Source organism: Actinomadura hibisca NBRC 15177, from assembly GCF_001552635.1.
Lineage (GTDB): Bacteria > Actinomycetota > Actinomycetes > Streptosporangiales > Streptosporangiaceae > Spirillospora > Spirillospora hibisca.
The window spans coordinates 28,750-44,358 of the sequence record NZ_BCRO01000045.1; the positions used below are offsets into that span (position 1 = coordinate 28,750).

The 15,609-nt window shown below is 70.1% G+C and carries 14 protein-coding genes; 7 read left to right on the top strand and 7 right to left on the bottom strand.

Annotated features, from left to right (window positions below; genetic code table 11):
* Window positions 1-88: 88 nt before the first annotated feature.
* Window positions 89-760, bottom strand: a complete 672-nt coding sequence (locus AH6_RS22255) for a cytochrome b/b6 domain-containing protein (protein WP_083983336.1) — start codon at window positions 758-760, stop codon at window positions 89-91.
* A complete protein-coding gene (locus AH6_RS22260; RefSeq protein WP_218005906.1) occupies window positions 747-1,442 on the bottom strand; it encodes a molybdopterin-dependent oxidoreductase in 696 nt (231 codons plus the stop codon). Before AH6_RS22260 ends, AH6_RS22255 begins: the two co-directional genes overlap by 14 nt.
* 83 nt (window positions 1,443-1,525) lie before the next feature.
* On the opposite strand from AH6_RS22260, the gene AH6_RS46720 reads away from it, so the two are divergent.
* On the top strand, window positions 1,526-1,651 hold the full coding sequence (locus tag AH6_RS46720) for a hypothetical protein (protein WP_281180275.1): 126 nt from the start codon (window positions 1,526-1,528) through the stop codon (window positions 1,649-1,651).
* A gap of 113 nt (window positions 1,652-1,764) precedes the next feature.
* The gene (locus AH6_RS22265) at window positions 1,765-2,334 is read left to right on the top strand and encodes an HhH-GPD-type base excision DNA repair protein (protein ID WP_067482940.1); all 570 of its coding nucleotides are present in this window, start codon (window positions 1,765-1,767) and stop codon (window positions 2,332-2,334) included.
* 115 nt (window positions 2,335-2,449) lie between these two features.
* Here the strand turns inward: AH6_RS22265 and AH6_RS22270 are convergent, their stop codons facing one another.
* On the bottom strand, window positions 2,450-3,469 hold the full coding sequence (locus tag AH6_RS22270) for a ParA family protein (protein WP_067483083.1): 1,020 nt from the start codon (window positions 3,467-3,469) through the stop codon (window positions 2,450-2,452).
* A gap of 234 nt (window positions 3,470-3,703) precedes the next feature.
* Between AH6_RS22270 and AH6_RS22275 the strand changes: the two genes are divergently transcribed.
* The 4 genes from AH6_RS22275 (at window position 3,704) to AH6_RS22290 (ending at window position 9,915) form a co-directional block, all read left to right on the top strand.
* Window positions 3,704-4,225, top strand: a complete 522-nt coding sequence (locus AH6_RS22275; protein WP_218005907.1) for an HhH-GPD-type base excision DNA repair protein — start codon at window positions 3,704-3,706, stop codon at window positions 4,223-4,225.
* Window positions 4,226-4,621: 396 nt separating this feature from the next.
* Window positions 4,622-6,733, top strand: a complete 2,112-nt coding sequence (locus AH6_RS22280; protein WP_067482941.1) for a SpoIIE family protein phosphatase — start codon at window positions 4,622-4,624, stop codon at window positions 6,731-6,733.
* A 256-nt stretch (window positions 6,734-6,989) separates the two neighbouring features.
* Window positions 6,990-8,621 carry an RNA polymerase sigma factor gene (locus AH6_RS22285; RefSeq protein WP_083983338.1) on the top strand — a complete coding sequence of 544 codons (1,632 nt, stop codon included), beginning with the start codon at window positions 6,990-6,992 and terminating at the stop codon, window positions 8,619-8,621.
* 286 nt (window positions 8,622-8,907) lie between these two features.
* On the top strand, window positions 8,908-9,915 hold the full coding sequence (locus AH6_RS22290; RefSeq protein ID WP_067482943.1) for a hypothetical protein: 1,008 nt from the start codon (window positions 8,908-8,910) through the stop codon (window positions 9,913-9,915).
* On the opposite strand, the gene AH6_RS22295 is transcribed toward AH6_RS22290, so the two are convergent.
* From AH6_RS22295 to AH6_RS22310, 4 genes are all read right to left on the bottom strand, one after another.
* Window positions 9,899-10,639 carry a YaaA family protein gene (locus tag AH6_RS22295; RefSeq protein ID WP_067482945.1) on the bottom strand — a complete coding sequence of 247 codons (741 nt, stop codon included), beginning with the start codon at window positions 10,637-10,639 and terminating at the stop codon, window positions 9,899-9,901. The two genes, AH6_RS22290 and AH6_RS22295, sit on opposite strands and share 17 nt — an antisense overlap.
* Before the next feature lie 235 nt (window positions 10,640-10,874).
* Window positions 10,875-11,102 carry a DUF7455 domain-containing protein gene (locus tag AH6_RS46030; RefSeq protein WP_067482947.1) on the bottom strand — a complete coding sequence of 76 codons (228 nt, stop codon included), beginning with the start codon at window positions 11,100-11,102 and terminating at the stop codon, window positions 10,875-10,877.
* A 140-nt stretch (window positions 11,103-11,242) separates the two neighbouring features.
* Window positions 11,243-12,307, bottom strand: coding sequence for an ABC transporter permease (locus AH6_RS22305; protein ID WP_067482949.1), 1,065 nt, complete (start codon window positions 12,305-12,307; stop codon window positions 11,243-11,245).
* A complete protein-coding gene (locus AH6_RS22310; protein WP_067482951.1) occupies window positions 12,304-13,206 on the bottom strand; it encodes an ABC transporter ATP-binding protein in 903 nt (300 codons plus the stop codon). Before AH6_RS22310 ends, AH6_RS22305 begins: the two co-directional genes overlap by 4 nt.
* A gap of 175 nt (window positions 13,207-13,381) precedes the next feature.
* Between AH6_RS22310 and AH6_RS22315 the strand changes: the two genes are divergently transcribed.
* Window positions 13,382-15,472 carry a DNA gyrase/topoisomerase IV subunit B gene (locus tag AH6_RS22315; protein ID WP_067482953.1) on the top strand — a complete coding sequence of 697 codons (2,091 nt, stop codon included), beginning with the start codon at window positions 13,382-13,384 and terminating at the stop codon, window positions 15,470-15,472.
* Window positions 15,473-15,609 lie beyond the last annotated feature (137 nt).

Consider the following 15,609-nt stretch of genomic DNA (forward strand, 5'->3'; position numbering starts at 1 on the left):
GCGCACAGGAACCGGAAGGAGACGTACCGCAATCACCGAGCTGCCCAACCTCGCCCCGATGCCCATTCCAACGTGTATCCGGGGAGAGTCAACCCTTTCCCGGGGGAGGATTCACAGACTCCGCGCCGTGAGCGTCCGGTGACGCTTCCACGCCGTCCAGCCAGGCAGGCTGGTGCCGCGCCGCCCAATCGCGCGGCACCAGCCCCGTACGCATCCCGGTGAGCGCGCCGCGATCGCGCGACGCCTCCCACAGGTGCCCCGCCGTCACCACCAGCACCACCAGGAACAACCAGTCGTGCACGAAGGTCGCGCCGGTCCGCCACCGGTCGGCGAACGGGCCGGGGAACGTCAGCATCGCGCCGGTGCCGAGCATCACCAGCACGGCCCCCGCCGTGAACGCCGCGTTCAGCTTCTGCCCGGCGTTGAACTTGCCCACCGGGACCACCCCGCGCCCCGCGCGCACCGCCCGCCGGTCGCGCCGCCGCAACCACGCCCAGTCGTGCGGCCCGAACCGGTTCAGCCGCCCGAGATCGGCCCGGAACGCCCGCGACGCCAGCCCCAGCACGATCGGCACCGGCAGCGCGAACCCGCACCACACGTGCACGGTCCGCACCAGAGCGCGCCGCCCCACCAGCGCCGACAGCGGCGGGAAGTACAGCAGCGCCGCCGTCCCCAGCGCCACCAGCATCAGCAGCGCCGTGGCGTGGTGCACCCACCGCTCGGCGCGGCCGAACCGCTCGACCACCTCACGTGGGCTCATCGGACCGCCCGTTCGACCGCCCGACCCACGCGTCCACGTCGTACCCCTGCCGCTCCCAGTAGCCGGGCACCACCCGGTCGGTGACCTCGACGCCGCCGAGCCACTTCAGCGACTTGTAGCCGTACATCGGCGCGACGAACAACCGCACCGGCCCGCCATGATCATGGGTGACCGGCTTGCCGAGCATCTCGGTCGCCACCAGGACGTCCCGCCGCCGCGCCTGCTCCAGCGTCAGCGACTCGGTGTACTCCCCGTCGAACGACCGGAACCGCACCGCCTTCGCCCCGGGCTTCACCCCGACCGCCGCCAGCAGATCCGGCAGCGCCACCCCGGCCCACATCACGTCGGGCACCCGCCACCCGGTCACGCACTGGAAATCGCGCGTGATCCGCGTCTGCGGCAGCGCGGCCAGATCCGCCGCCCCGAACGCCCGCGGCTTGTCCACCAACCCGTGCACGGTGATCCTGTGCTCGGCCAGGGTGCGCTTCCGCACCGACGACACCACCGAGTAGTAACGGAACCCGCCCGCCGCAGGCAGCACGTCCCCCAACGGCGCGACCGGCGCCAGCGCCTTGTTCACGCCCTCCTGAGCCGACGCGCCCACCGCGATCCCGGCCGCGCCCAGCCCGAGCATCCCGAGCACCACCCGCCGCCCGACCGGCGCTCCACGTTCCTCGTCCACCCTCCCATTCGAGCACCGCACGGCCCGCCCCGCCATGCCACAGGCCCCCGCGTAAGACAACCGTCAGATCTAAGCTGTCGCGCATGCCCACCGTGCACCTGGCCCAACGCCCCGAAGCCGACGCCCTCCTGGGCCGCAGCCCCCTGGCCGCCCTGATCGGCATGCTGCTCGACCAGCAGATCCGCAGGGTGAACTCGGCTGCGGCCTGACACGGGAGACGAAGCCTGCTGGAGGGACGGGGACTCGCCGCCGCGACCGCTACGGTGGTGGAGCGCTGCGGCTCAGACGGAGACGGGGAGCGGCGCGATCATAGGAATGAGGGATGATGCCGATCTCGCTGCCGATCGACGCCGGCGCCAACGCACTGCTGAACCGGAGTCCGCTGGCACTGTCGATCGCGATACTGCTCGATCAGCAGATTCCCCTCGAACGGGCCTTCGCCGCCCCTGTCGAACTTGAGCGGCGGCTCGGGAGCGACCTCGACGCCGAAGTGATCGCGGACTACGCCCCTGAGGCTTTCGTCAAGCTGTTCGGGGACAAGCCTGCCCTGCACCGCTTCCCCAAGTCGATGGCCGCCCGTGTGCAGTCGCTCTGCCGCGCCATGGTCGAGTGGTACGACGGCGACGCCGAAGCCGTCTGGCAGGGTGCCGCCTCCGGGCAGGAGCTGTACAGCCGTGTCGCAGAGTTGCCGGGCTTCGGCGCCCAGAAGGCGCAGATCTTCGTTGCCCTCCTCGGTAAGGGCTTGGGCGTGCAGCCGCCAGGCTGGCGGGAGGCGGCCGGCGCCTACGGAGAGGAAGGCTCCCACCGGTCGGTCGCCGACATCGTTGACGAAGAGTCGCTGGCCAGGGTCCGTGCGTACAAGCAGCAGATGAAGGCAGCGGCCAAGGCCTAGAATCTTGGTCGCTGTCGCCGGCCCTACTGGATGGTGACCTTCATCTTGATCAGAAGGACATGCATTCATGTCAGCTTTGCGACAGCAAGGTTCCTAAGCGCCGGTGGTGTTTCAGCTACAGACGGTCGACGAGTTCCTGCACCGCATTGATGCAATTGTCGAGGTACTCCCGGTCGACGCGGACGCGCTTGCCCATGACGTCTAGCTTGCCGGGGCGCTGCGCGTAGAGCGGACAGCCCCGGGCGAACGCGACGACACCCGCCGTCTGGAAGTCGCGGATGTGCACCACACCTTGGTCGACATTTTCGAAAGTGAACATCTCCGGATTAGCTTCCAGGAGGCGGTCCACGTCGCTGTCGATCGACCGCAAGACGGCGGAGTAGGCCGAGGCCGGACCCATGTACTGGGTGAGGCGGTTCTTTGCGATGACATGCACCTTCGGCAGTTCGCGCCCGCCGTCTTGGAGTCGCGTGGCGAAGGCGTACGTGGAGTAGATCTCCGATGGGAGCTTGAGTCCGTAGACAAGCGAGAAGGCGTTCTGGATGGCGCGGCGCGATGAGTCATCCGCCATAACGGGCAGGACGAGGCGGTCGGCGCAGGACAGTGCGATCTGCGTGTAGATCGAGAAGGACGGGTTCGAGTCGATGAAGATGACGTCGTAGTGGTCCTTGAGTGGGTCGATCAGATCGCGTAGCCAGTCGATCACGGCTAGCCAGGCGTTCGTCCCGGGTAGCTGCGTACTGGCGAGTGTCGAGATTGCGTTGGACTGGAGCTCCAGCAGTGGATCCCCCGCGATGAGGTCGACGTTCTTCGGGATGAGGGGGTTCGCCTCGTGCGGGGTGCAGATGAAGTCCGTAGCCGAGACGGTCGGCATCGTGAATGGCGACGGCAGGCGGCGCTCGAAGTAGCCACCGAGCGTGCGGCGGGGGATTTCGCCCTGCTGAGCCAGGAGCTTGAAGCTCCCGTCGTTGGTGAGGCCACCGAGGAGCAGTTCGGAGAGATTGGCTTGCGGGCACACGTCGACCGCGAGGATCCTCTCGCCCGGATGCTGTTCGGCGTAGAAGGTAAGGCTCTGGAAAGCGAGGCTCGTCTTTCCGGTGCCACCTTTGTTGTTCCAGTAGGCATAGACAGTCATGGAGTCACCATCATCCGTAGTTGCGTCCAATGCGTACGAGGCACAGTACTCCATGGACATCATTGCGTCCAATATGGACGCACGTGGGGGCATCTCCGTCCCCGGGCATTCTGGCTGGGTGTATGACGCTTTCGCCTTTAGTGTCCCAATTATCCCCAGAGGTGCCCCATGCTGCCTCTCGGGTCGTCGCAGTTTGGAGTCGACTTGACACGTGCGTCGGTGTCTTCCTTGAACATGTATCCGCGTGAGTGTTGTGACCAGCAGATCCCCATGGAGTGGGCGTTTGCGGGGCCCTACACGATCGTGCAGCGGTTGGGGAGTGACGAGCTGGACGCGCACGAGATCGCCGCCTACGACCCCGATAAGTTCGCCGTGCTCCTGTCGGAGAAGCCCGCCGTGCATCGTTACCCCGGGTCCATGGCCAAGCGTGTGCAGCAGCTCTGTCAGGCGCTGGTGGACGACTATGACGGGGACGCCGCCGCTCTCTGGAGTGAGGTCGGCTCCGGCAAGGAGCTGTTGCGGCGGTTGAACGCGTTGCCCGGGTTCGGCAAGCAGAAGGCCCAGATCTTCCTGGCGCTGCTCGGCAAGCAGTACGGCGTGTGCCCCGAGGGGTGGCGCGAGGCCGCGGGCGCGTACGGGGAGGAGGGTTCGTATCGTTCGGTCGCCGACATCACCGGGCCCGAGTCGCTGGCCCAGGTCCGCGCGTTCAAGCAGGAGCAGAAGGCCGCCGCGAAGGCCAAGAAGATCGCCTCCTGAGGGCCGCCCCGACCGCCACGCCCGGATCCCGGGCCGCTTTACCTTCTTTTTGCCGAGGGATTCGGGCAGGCCGTCGCGGCATTGCCGGTGACCGGAAACAGGGGTGTCCGGTGGGGCGCCTTCTGGCCGCCGTGCCTGCGGCGTAGCATCTCCTGCCTGCCGTGGGCACGGTCCCTCCGACCGCCCGCGCGGCGGCGTCCGAATCGGCGCCGCCGCTGGGGTCGGTGTGACAAGGATGCTCATCAGGGCTTCCGTCCACGGCTTCTCATCGGGATGATGAGAACCTGACTCGACCGGTGTTGTGATGGAGGCGGGAGCGCTAGCCTGCTCCCATTCACGCAAAGTGATGAGAACTTGCCGCGCGGTACGGGAGCCCCAAGGGCGGAGGTGTTGTCGATGAGCACCGAGACGTCCGTTCCGCATCCCCGGATCTCCGCGGTGGAGGGCCAGCCCATGGACGCGTCCGACGCCGCGCTGTACGCCACCCTGATGAAGCGGTCCCCGGCCGGCTTCGCCTACTTCGACGCCGACCTGCGCTGCCGCCGGGCCGGCGACGCCCTGGCCGCGCTGCTCGGCGCGCCCGGCGCCGACCCGCACGGCGCCCGCCCCGCCGAGGCGCTGCCCGAGCCGGTGGCCGGGCAGGTCGAGGCGGCGCTGCGCGAGGCGCTGGCCGGCGACGGCGCGCCGCTGGAGACCGAGCTCGCCGTCCCCGGTGCGGAGGCGGGCGCCGAGGAGCGCGTGCTCGCCTGCCTGTGGCTGCCCGCCCGCGGCGCCGACGGCAAGCTCCAGGGCGTGGCGCTGGCCGCGATGGAGATCACCGAGCGCCGCCGCGCCGAGGAGGTCATCCGCCGCAAGGAGCAGCGCTACCGCTCGCTGGTGGAGGCCAGCTCCCAGGTGGTGTGGGTCGCCGCCCCGGACGGCACCGTGATCGACGACGCCCCCGAGTGGCGCGCGATCACCGGCCAGACCCCCGACGACTACGCCGCCGGCGGCTGGCTCGCGGTCGTCCACCCCGAGGACCGGCAGCGCATCGAGGAGATCTGGCGCGAGTGCGTCGCCGACAACCGGGTCTTCGAGACCGGCTACCGCATCCGCACCAAGAGCGGCAGCCACCGCCACTTCGACGTGCGCGCGGTGCCGATCCGGCGCGGCGACGCCGTCGTCGAGTGGGTCGGCGCCAACACCGACGTCACCGGCCAGCGCGAGGCCGAGGAGATGCGCGGCCGCCTCACCGAGCAGCTGTCGGCCGCCGCGCTGCGCACCGCGCGCCTCCAGCAGGCCACCTCGATGCTGGCCGAGGCGCTGACGGTCTCCCAGGTCGTGCAGGTGATCACCGAGGTCGGCCGGTCGGCGATCGGCGCCGACTACTCGGCGGTGGCGCTGCTGGACGACGACAAGCTGCGGTTGTCGCTGGTCACCCCGTCGCCGACCGCCGACCAGGCCCCCAGCGACACCCCGCGCCGCGCCTCCCGCGAGGACATCAAGGTCAGCGACCAGACCGTGATGTCGGTGGCGGTCCGCGAGAGCCGCCCGTTCCTGGCCCAGCACCCCGACGAGCTGCGCCTGCAGCTCGGCCGCGACGAGACCGGCCTGTTCGCCCACCACACCGAGGAGCGCGCCTGGGTGGGCCTGCCGCTGCTGGCGGCGGGCGCGGCGATCGGCGCGCTGCGCTTCTCCTTCACCCGCCCGCGGGAGATCACCGAGGAGGAGCGGGTCTTCCTGGAGGCCCTGGCCGGCCAGTGCGCGCTGGCGGTGGAGCGCGCGCTGCTGTTCGAGCGCGAGCACAAGACCGCCGAGGAGCTCCAGCGCAGCCTGCTGCCCAGCGACCTGCCGCAGCTGCCCGGCATGGTGCTGGCCGCCCGCTACAACCCTGCGACCCGGCACGTGCAGGTCGGCGGCGACTGGTACGACGTGTTCCGGCTGCCCGACGACCGGCTGGCGGTCGCCGCCGGCGACGTCATGGGCAAGGGCGTGCTCGCCGCGGCCGGAATGGGACGCGTCCGCAACGCGCTGCGCGCCCTGGCCCTCAACGACCCGCGCCCCGCCGCCGTGCTGGCCGGGCTCGACCGGCTGTTCAGCGCCACCGAGGACGAGGAGCAGTTCACCACCGTCGCCTACGCCGTCATCGACCCCGAGACCGGCCAGGGCGCCTTCAGCAACGCCGGCCACCCGCCGCCGCTGCTGATCTCGCCCGACGCGCCCGCGCGAGTGAGCAACAACGAGCCGGGGACGCCCCTCGGCTGGCCGTCGCAGCGGCAGCAGACAAGTTTTTCCATCGAGACCGGCAACACTGTGGTGTTCTATTCCGATGGACTTGTGGAGAACCGTAGGCGTGGGGTGGACGCCGGCCTGGAGGAACTGGTCGCCGTAGCGGCGGACGCCCCACCTGAAGTGGTAGGAGATCCCGAGAGACTCGTCGACTTCCTGGTCGATCGGATGCTTGCAGGCTACGAGCAAGTGGACGATGTGACCGTACTCGCCCTGCACGTTCCGCCCAAGTCCGCCTAATCCCCGCAGGAGCGGGGCGCACCGTCGGAGCCGCACGTACGAAGGACCGCTCCGCGCCCTCTAAGGTGGTGTGTTACCGGGCAGACTTCAGAAGCGGAATGCGCAGCCGTGCCAGAATGCTTGACCCTAGTGAGAGCGGGTACGCTGCGGTCCCGCACTACGGTGGCCCGCTCGGTGTGTGGTCCCACCCCGTGTGAGGCCGGGCCCGTCAGGGCACTTGGGTCAACCAAGCCACACGTTCGTTCGAGAGGTATTTGTGTCGCCTGCTAGCTCGACCTCGAAAGCGTCAGATCTGCACGAGCACGTCATCGCGCAACTGATCGAGCGTGGACGGTCCCAGGGTTACCTCGAAGCCGACGACGTACGCCGTACGTTCGAGGAGGCCGACATCCCCGTGTCGAAGGCCTCCAGCATCCTGCGGAGCCTCAGCAAGGAGGGTGTGACCGTCGTGGTGAGCGCTGCCGACTCCGCGGCGCCGAAGCGGCCGCGCAAGCGCGCGGCGCCGCCGGCGCGTAGGCCCAAGACCGCCGCTGCCGCCAAGGAGCAGCAGCCCGAGACCGTGACCGCCGTCGTCAGCGACGACGAGGAGGCCACGCCCAAGCCCCGCCCGCCCGCGGCGAAGAAGGCCGAGCCCAAGAAGGGCCCGGCCAAGCCGAAGAAGGCCGCCGCCAAGACGCCCGCCGGCGAGACCGCCAAGGGCCCGGTCAAGAAGGCCAAGGACGGCGACGACCCCGAGCTCGAGGACGACGTCGACGTCACCGACCTCGACGAGGACCTGACCGACCTGGAGGTCGAGGTCGAGCTGGAGGCCGAGACCGAGGAGCCGGAGGAGGCCGAGGAGGCCGCCGCCCCGGCCGCCGCCGCCAAGGGCGCCAAGCCCGCGGCGCCCGGCGTCCCGGTCAAGTCCGACGACGAGACCTTCGTGCTCGGCGACGACGACGAGGACGCCCCGGCCCAGCAGATCGCCGCGGCCGGCGCCACCGCCGACCCGGTCAAGGACTACCTCAAGCAGATCGGCAAGGTCCCGCTGCTCAACGCCGAGCAGGAGGTCGAGCTCGCCAAGCGCATCGAGGCCGGCCTGTTCGCCGAGGAGCGCCTGGCCACCGACGGCCCGGCGATGTCCGAGGACGACCTGGAAGACTTCGAGTGGATCGCCGAGGACGGCCGGCGCGCCAAGAACCACCTGCTGGAGGCCAACCTCCGCCTGGTGGTCTCGCTGGCCAAGCGCTACACCGGCCGCGGCATGTTGTTCCTGGACCTGATCCAGGAGGGCAACCTCGGTCTGATCCGCGCGGTGGAGAAGTTCGACTACACCAAGGGCTACAAGTTCTCCACCTACGCCACCTGGTGGATCCGGCAGGCGATCACCCGCGCGATGGCCGACCAGGCCCGCACCATCCGCATCCCGGTGCACATGGTCGAGGTCATCAACAAGCTGGCCCGCGTGCAGCGCCAGATGCTCCAGGACCTGGGCCGCGAGCCCACCCCGGAGGAGCTGGCCAAGGAGCTGGACATGACCCCCGAGAAGGTGGTCGAGGTCCAGAAGTACGGCCGCGAGCCGATCTCCCTGCACACCCCGCTGGGCGAGGACGGCGACAGCGAGTTCGGCGACCTGATCGAGGACTCCGAGGCGATCGTCCCGGCCGACGCGGTCAGCTTCACCCTGCTCCAGGAGCAGCTGCACTCGGTGCTGGACACCCTGTCCGAGCGCGAGGCGGGCGTGGTGTCGATGCGCTTCGGCCTGACCGACGGCCAGCCGAAGACGCTGGACGAGATCGGCAAGGTGTACGGGGTCACCCGCGAGCGCATCCGGCAGATCGAGTCCAAGACCATGTCCAAGCTGCGCCACCCGTCCCGGTCCCAGGTCCTGCGCGACTACCTGGACTGAGCCGTCTCCGGCGCCGCCTAAAGATCGTTCGGTAGGACCCCCGTTCCCTCGTTGGGACGGGGGTTCTGCGCTTGGTGGGCGTCCGCGCAGGCCGGGTTACGGCCGTGTGTACCCTTTCCGGTCACTCCGGTGAGACTTTCCGCTGACCTGGTGAAAAATCCCAGGTCAAGTTACCTGTCGGCATGTAACACACTATTTACATTGAAGTAGCGTCCGCCGCCCCGCCCCTTCCTACGCTTGCGGTCCTGTGGGAGTCACCGAGCTTGACCGGGCACCTGGAGGTGCGGTGGAGCGGAACCTGCCCGGCGGGGTCGTCGCGACCCGCCCCCGCGCGATGCGAGTGATCGACGGGCGTCCCTGGCTGGACCCCGTCCTGGACCGGGCCGTCAGCGCCGTCGCCGACCGGCACCTGCGGTTCGGCGCGCACGTCCTGGCCGAGACCGGCCAGAATCCCGAGCTCCGGTCGGTGCGCGTGGAGGCGCTGGCCAAGGCCGCGGTCGGCTGGAGCCGGGGCATCGAGGCGCTGCTGGCCGAGAACCCCGCCAACCCCGACCTGTGGTTGTGGCTGGGCCGCACCCGGGTGGAGGAGGCGTGGCGCGTGCGGCCTGACGCGCGCGCCCGCGCGGTGCAGGCGGCCGGTTACACGACCTACACCCGGCTGATGCAGGCGGCCCGCGAGCCGCTGATGAACGCCGCCGAGCTGCGCCCCGACGACGCCGTCCCGTGGGAGGCGATGTTGTGGCTGGCGCTCGGGCTGGATCTGGAGCGTGCCGACAAGGACGCGTTGTGGCGGCAGGTGGTGCGCCGCTGCCCGACGTTGTACGGCGCGCACGTGGCGCGGGTGGTCAGCCTGTCGCCGCAGTGGGGCGGGATGCCGGAGGAGATGTTCGACTTCGCGCGGGTGGCGATGGGCACCGCCGATCGTCGCGACCCCCGGGCGGCGCTGGTGCCGCTGGCCTACTTCGAGTACTTCGTGCAGGAGCGGACCGGCGTGCTGCGCGGCGCGTCGTCGTGGTTCGCGGCCGAGGAGATCAGGGACGTGACGGAGGCGGCGCGCGGCTGGTTCGAGGGGCCGCGGCCGCATCCGCGCACGGTGGAGGCGCACAACCTGTTCGGCGCGGCGTTCCACCTGGCCGACGCGCGGCGGCCCGCCCGCCAGCACCTGCTGCGCACCTTCGGCCGGCCCAGCGGCCTGCCGTGGACCTACCTGGGCGGCAACGTGGCGGGCCAGTACCTCAAGGCGTGCCGCCACCTGAACGTGCTGGCGGAGCAGCCGGTCACGCGGTCAGGATGACGTCCAGGTCGGTGCCGTTCAGCTCCACCGTGTGCCCCAGTTCGGCGACGGCCTTCTGGAGCTCCTCGGGGGTGCGCGGGTCGGCCCCGGCCGCCAGGAGGTCGTGGGCGATCTTGCCGCGGGTGGCCTTGGCCATGTGGCTGACGACGGTGCGCTTGGGCACCCCGCCGAGGATGCGTTCCCGGAACACCCGCACCGCCACGGCGGGTTGCGGGGCCTTCCACGCGGCCGCGTAGGGGCCCGAGCGCATGTCCACGACCAGCCCGTCCAGGCGGAGGGCGTCGTTCAGCGCGGGCCGCCAGACGGCCGCCAGCCTGCCCTCGGGCGGCAGCGTGACGTTCATGGCCAGGCGGTACGGGGGGATGCGGTCGGTGAGCCGCAGCGCGCCCCACAGCCCGGAGAACACGATGATCTGCTCGGCGGCGCGGTCGGCGTCCAGGGCGGCGAGGTCCAGGTTGTCGTAGAGGACGCCGGTGTAGAGGCGCGCGACGGGCAGCGTGGGGGCCTCGCGGAGCTCCTGGTTGCGGGCCAGGGCGTCGGCGATCTGCCCGTTGGGCAGGCCCAGCACCTCCGGGGCGTCGGGGCGGCAGCAGACCTCGCCCAGGGCCGCGAGCACACGCCCGCGGGTGGGGTTCAGCTCGGGGAAGCTGAGTTTCGCCAGGTCGAGGGGAGGCTCGTCTCCGATGCCGGCCTTCTTCTCCGACGGCGGCAGCAGAATGCGCACCGATCCCCCCGAACGACTAGGAAATCCCGAATACGGGCGCGACCGAACGCGCGCCCGCCGTCGACCAGGATAAGAGGCGGGAAGGAGGGGCCGGAGAAGCGTGCACTTAATTAGTTACAGATTGTGGTCGCGTTGTTACACATTGTCGTCTCCGCTGCGAAGATCGGCTGCGGAAATGCGAACGGCGGTCACCGTCTCCGGTGACCGCCGTTCCGCGATTCATTTATGTTCAGGGCTACTGGTCGTCGGCGACCAGTGCCGGCTTTTCATGCAGCCTGTCGCTCTCGTCCTGAATGTCGGCCCCGTTCTCACGGAGCGCCTCTGCGTACTTGCGTCCGTGGTGGGCGCAGAACAGAAGGTCGCCGCCGCCTACAAGGACAGCTCGGACGTAGGCCTGGGCGCCACAGCGGTCGCAACGGTCTGCGACGGTCAGCGGCTTGGTCGGGGCAAGGGCTCCAGTCACGGCACCTTCCTCATGCTCGGGGTCGGTACTTAGGAGAACATCTAACCCGACCAGGACGTTCCCAATCTGGTTCCGCGTACGCCCAGAGCAGAATGGGCCCCTAAGTGACCGAGGTCACATCAACGCGGGGTGTTCGCCCGTTAAGCGGAGTCCCAGCGGAACAGGCGCGCCGCGACCAAAGCGCCCACGACCGCCACGCCCAGCAGTATCGCGATCTGCGGAAGTGCCGACGCGGGGCCGAGACCGCGGCCCATGACGTTCAACATTCCCTCGTTCAGATAACGCAACGGGAAGATGTACGACAACGTGCGCATCCAGGTCGGGGAGGCGTCCAGCGGGAAGAAGGACCCGCCCAGGAACGCCATCGGCAGCACGACCGCCTGGGTGACGGTCTGCGCGGTCTCCTGCGTCTTGGCCCACGCCCCGATCACCATCCCGATCGCCAGGAACGCCAGCACCCCCGACAACACCAGCGGGATCGCCATCCACCAGGCGTCCCGGAGCTGGAGCCCGAAGAACGGCAGCTGCGCCACGCCCAGGAACAGCGCCAGCTGCACCATCGCCACCACCAGGCTCACCGCCACGCGGGCCCCGAACACCGTCGGGATCGGCACCGGCGACAGCCGCAACCGCCGCAGGATGCCCTTGGTCCGCCAGTTGACCAGCGTCTGGGAGGCCCCGAAGACGCCCGCCGAGGCCAGCGCCCAGCCCAGCAGGCTCGGCGTGAAGAACTGGATCGCCGTCATGGACTCGTCCTCGACCCGCTGGGAGGTCAGCGAGTAGACGGGGGGTTTGCCCGAGGCGGCCTGGTTGGACGCCTGCACGATCGAGTTCATGAGCCCCTGGACGGTGCCCGACTTGACCTGGTCGGCCGCCGAGAAGCGCACCGCCAGCGTGTTCCCCTGCTGCTGCACGACCGCGTCGGCGTCGCCCTTCTTGACCTTGCGCACGGAGCCGTCGAGATCGTCGCTGCGCTCGACCCTGAGCACCTTCGCCAGCTCGCCGCCGCCGTGCGCCATCGCCCGCTCCAGGACCGGCGCGGGCCCGACCTGCACGACGGTGACCTTGGAGGTGGTCTGGCCGCCGAACACGCCGCCGAAGACCACCAGGAACATCAGCGGGAACAGGACGGTGAAGAACAGCGCCCCCCGGTCCCGCAGGAAGCCCAGGAACATCGCCCTGGACAGGCTCTTGAAACCGCTCATGCCCGGTACTCCCGTCCGGTCAGGTCGAGGAAGACGTCCTCCAGGGTCGCGCCCTGGATGCGCACGCCCGTCAGGGCGTCCTTGGCCGACAGCGCCGCCACCACCGCCGAGGGGTCCCGCGTGGAGATCACCAGGGAGACGCCGTCGTCGGCCGCGTCGTCGGCCCCCGGCAGGGCGCGCGCCTCGGCCGGGGCGAGCGTCCCGGCCGCCACGCTGATCCGCGTCGGCGCGTCCAGGCCCCGCACCAGCGCCGCCGGCGGGTCCAGCCGCAGGATCCGGCCCGCGTCCATGATCGCCACGCGGTCGCAGAGCGCCTCGGCCTCGTCCATGTAGTGCGTGGTCAGCACGACGGTGCGGCCCTCGGTGTTGATGCGGCGCAACACGTCCCACAGGTTGCGGCGCGCCTGGGGGTCCAGGGCGGCCGTGGGCTCGTCCAGGAAGACCAGCTCCGGGTCGTGGACCAGCGCGCACGCGATCGACAACCGCTGCGCCTGGCCGCCCGACAACTTCTCGACGCGGACGTCGGCCTTGTCGGTGAGACCGACCTCCTCCAGCATCGCGTCGGCCTTCTGGCCGGGGACGCCGTACAGGGAGCCGAACGTCCGCAGCTGCTCGCGCGCGGTCAGCCGCTCGAAGAACGACGACGCCTGGAGCTGCACGCCGATCCGGGGCAGCAGCGCGTGGTTGCGCGGCCACGGCGACAGCCCCAGCAGCGACACCTCGCCCTCGTCGGCCTCCCGCAGCCCCTCGATGATCTCCAGGAGGGTGGTCTTGCCCGCCCCGTTGGGGCCGAGGATGCCGAAGAACTCCCCGGACCCCACCTCGAAGGCGACGTCGTCGACCGCCCGCACCCGCCCGTAACGCTTGCGCAGCCCGTGCACGCTGATGGTGTGTGCCATGATGCGGACACTAGGCACCGGGCCGCCGCGGAACACCCGCCCACGGGTGGAGCCGGGGATCTCCACCCGGGCCGCGCACCCGGCCGGACGCCCCAGGCGGCGAGCCTGCGCGTGGAATGTCGGAGCCCGGGGGTACCCTCGTGGCGATCGTCCTACCCCCGAGGAGCACACGCAGTTGACCGCCGCCACAGCCGAACCCGTGACCGACGACCCGCAGGGCTACTCCGCCCGGCACCTCTCGGTGCTGGAGGGGCTGGAGGCCGTCCGCAAGCGCCCCGGCATGTACATCGGGTCCACCGACAGCCGGGGCCTCGCCCACTGCCTGTGGGAGATCGTCGACAACTGCGTCGACGAGGCCCTGGCCGGGCACTGCACCCACATCAGCGTGATCATGCGCGCCGACGGCTCCTTCGAGGTCGGTGACAACGGCCGTGGCATCCCGGTCGACATCGAGCCGAAGACCAAGCTGCCCGGCGTCGAGCTGGTCATGACCCGCCTGCACGCCGGCGGCAAGTTCGGCGGCGTGTCCTACACCGCCTCCGGCGGCCTGCACGGCGTCGGCGCCTCGGTCGTCAACGCCCTGTCCGAGCGCATGGACGTCGAGGTCGACCGCGACGGCGCCACCCACGCCATCAGCTTCAAGCGCGGCCTGCCCGGCGAGTTCGCCGACGACGGCCGTCCGAACGCGCGCTTCAAGAAGCGGTCCGGCGTGCGCACCGTCCGCAAGATCGCCCGCCGGGTCACCGGCACCCGGGTCCGGTTCTGGCCCGACCTGCAGATCTTCCTCAAGGACGCCACCGTCGAGCAGTCCCTGGTCATGGACCGGATGCGGCAGACCGCCTTCCTCATCCCGGGCCTCACCATCGACGTGCGCGACGAGCGCGGCGAGCAGGCGGTCGAGGAGAGCTTCCACTTCGAGGGCGGCATCGGCGAGTTCACCACCTACCTCGCCAAGGACAACCCGATCGTCGACGTGCTGCGGCTGCGCGGCAGCGGCCACTTCACCGAGACCGTGCCGGTGCTGGACGAGCAGGGCCACCTGATCCCCACCGACGTGGCCCGCGACCTGGACGTGGACGTCGCGCTGCGCTGGGGAACCGGCTACGACACCAACGTGCGCTCGTTCGTCAACGTGATCGCCACCCCCAAGGGCGGCACCCACGTGCGCGGCTTCGAGCGCGCCCTGCTCCGGGTGCTCAACGAGCAGCTCCGCGCGGTCAAGCTGCTGAAGAACGGCGACGAGGACGTCATCAAGGAGGACGTCCTGGAGGGCCTGACGGCCGTCATCACCGTCCGGCTGCCCGAGCCGCAGTTCGAGGGCCAGACCAAGGAGATCCTCGGCACCTCGGCCGCCACCCGCATCGTGTCCGCGGTGGTCGCCAAGGAGCTCAAGGCGATCTTCGACAACCCGTCGCGCAGCCAGAAGCAGCAGCTGCGCACCGTGCTGGAGAAGGTCGTCGGCGCGGCCAAGACCCGCATCGCCGCCCGCACCCAGCGCGACAACCAGCGCCGCAAGAACGCCCTGGAGAACTCGGCGCTGCCCGCCAAGCTGGTCGACTGCCGCACCGCCGACGACCGCAGCGAGCTGTTCATCGTCGAGGGCGACTCGGCGCTCGGCACCGCCAAGCTCGCGCGCGACTCGGAGTTCCAGGCGCTGCTGCCGATCCGCGGCAAGATCCTGAACGTGCAGAAGGCGTCGGTCGCCGACATGCTCAAGAACGCCGAGTGCGCCGCGATCATCCAGGTGCTGGGCGCGGGCTCGGGCCGCTCGTTCGACATCGACGCCGCCCGCTACGGCCGCATCATCCTGATGGCGGATGCCGACGTGGACGGCTCGCACATCCGCTGCCTGCTGCTCACCCTGCTGTACCGCTACATGAACCCGATGCTGGCGGCCGGGCGGGTGTTCGCGGCGGTCCCGCCGCTGCACCGCATCGAGTTGGTGCGGCCCAAGCGGGGCCAGGAGAAGTACGTCTACTGCTACAGCGACGCCGAGCTGCGCCGCAAGCTGGTGGAGTTCGAGCGCAAGGGCCAGTCCTGGAAGGAGCCGGTCCAGCGCTACAAGGGCCTGGGCGAGATGGACGCCGACCAGCTGGCCGAGACCACCATGGACCCGCGCCACCGCATCCTGCGCCGCATCCGCATCGAGGACGCCGAGGAGGCGGCCAAGATCTTCGACCTGCTGATGGGCAGCGAGGTCGCGCCGCGCCGCGAGTTCATCACGGCGGGCGCGTCCGAGCTGGACGCCGAGCGCATCGACCTCTAGACGGTGTTCATTGAAGTCTCGGCCCAGCGGGCTCGCCTGGCGGCTCGCCCGCTGACCGTGCCTTGGCGAGTGCCGCATCGCTTCGCGATCTGTCCCGGCGGGGCTCGCCTTTGGCTTCGCCCCGCCGGGACAGTTAG

What these genes read in the sequence shown, in the direction of transcription:
- AH6_RS22275 (WP_218005907.1), top strand. Translation starts at nt 3,704, where the DNA reads ATGTATCCGCGTGAGTGTTGTGACCAGCAGATCCCCATGGAGTGGGCG.
- AH6_RS22265 (WP_067482940.1), top strand. Translation starts at nt 1,765, where the DNA reads ATGATGCCGATCTCGCTGCCGATCGACGCCGGCGCCAACGCACTGCTG.
- AH6_RS22255 (WP_083983336.1), bottom strand. Translation starts at nt 760, where the DNA reads ATGAGCCCACGTGAGGTGGTCGAGCGGTTCGGCCGCGCCGAGCGGTGG.
- AH6_RS22305 (WP_067482949.1), bottom strand. Translation starts at nt 12,307, where the DNA reads ATGAGCGGTTTCAAGAGCCTGTCCAGGGCGATGTTCCTGGGCTTCCTG.
- AH6_RS22310 (WP_067482951.1), bottom strand. Translation starts at nt 13,206, where the DNA reads ATGGCACACACCATCAGCGTGCACGGGCTGCGCAAGCGTTACGGGCGG.
- AH6_RS22280 (WP_067482941.1), top strand. Translation starts at nt 4,622, where the DNA reads ATGAGCACCGAGACGTCCGTTCCGCATCCCCGGATCTCCGCGGTGGAG.
- AH6_RS22270 (WP_067483083.1), bottom strand. Translation starts at nt 3,469, where the DNA reads ATGACTGTCTATGCCTACTGGAACAACAAAGGTGGCACCGGAAAGACG.
- AH6_RS46720 (WP_281180275.1), top strand. Translation starts at nt 1,526, where the DNA reads ATGCCCACCGTGCACCTGGCCCAACGCCCCGAAGCCGACGCCCTCCTG.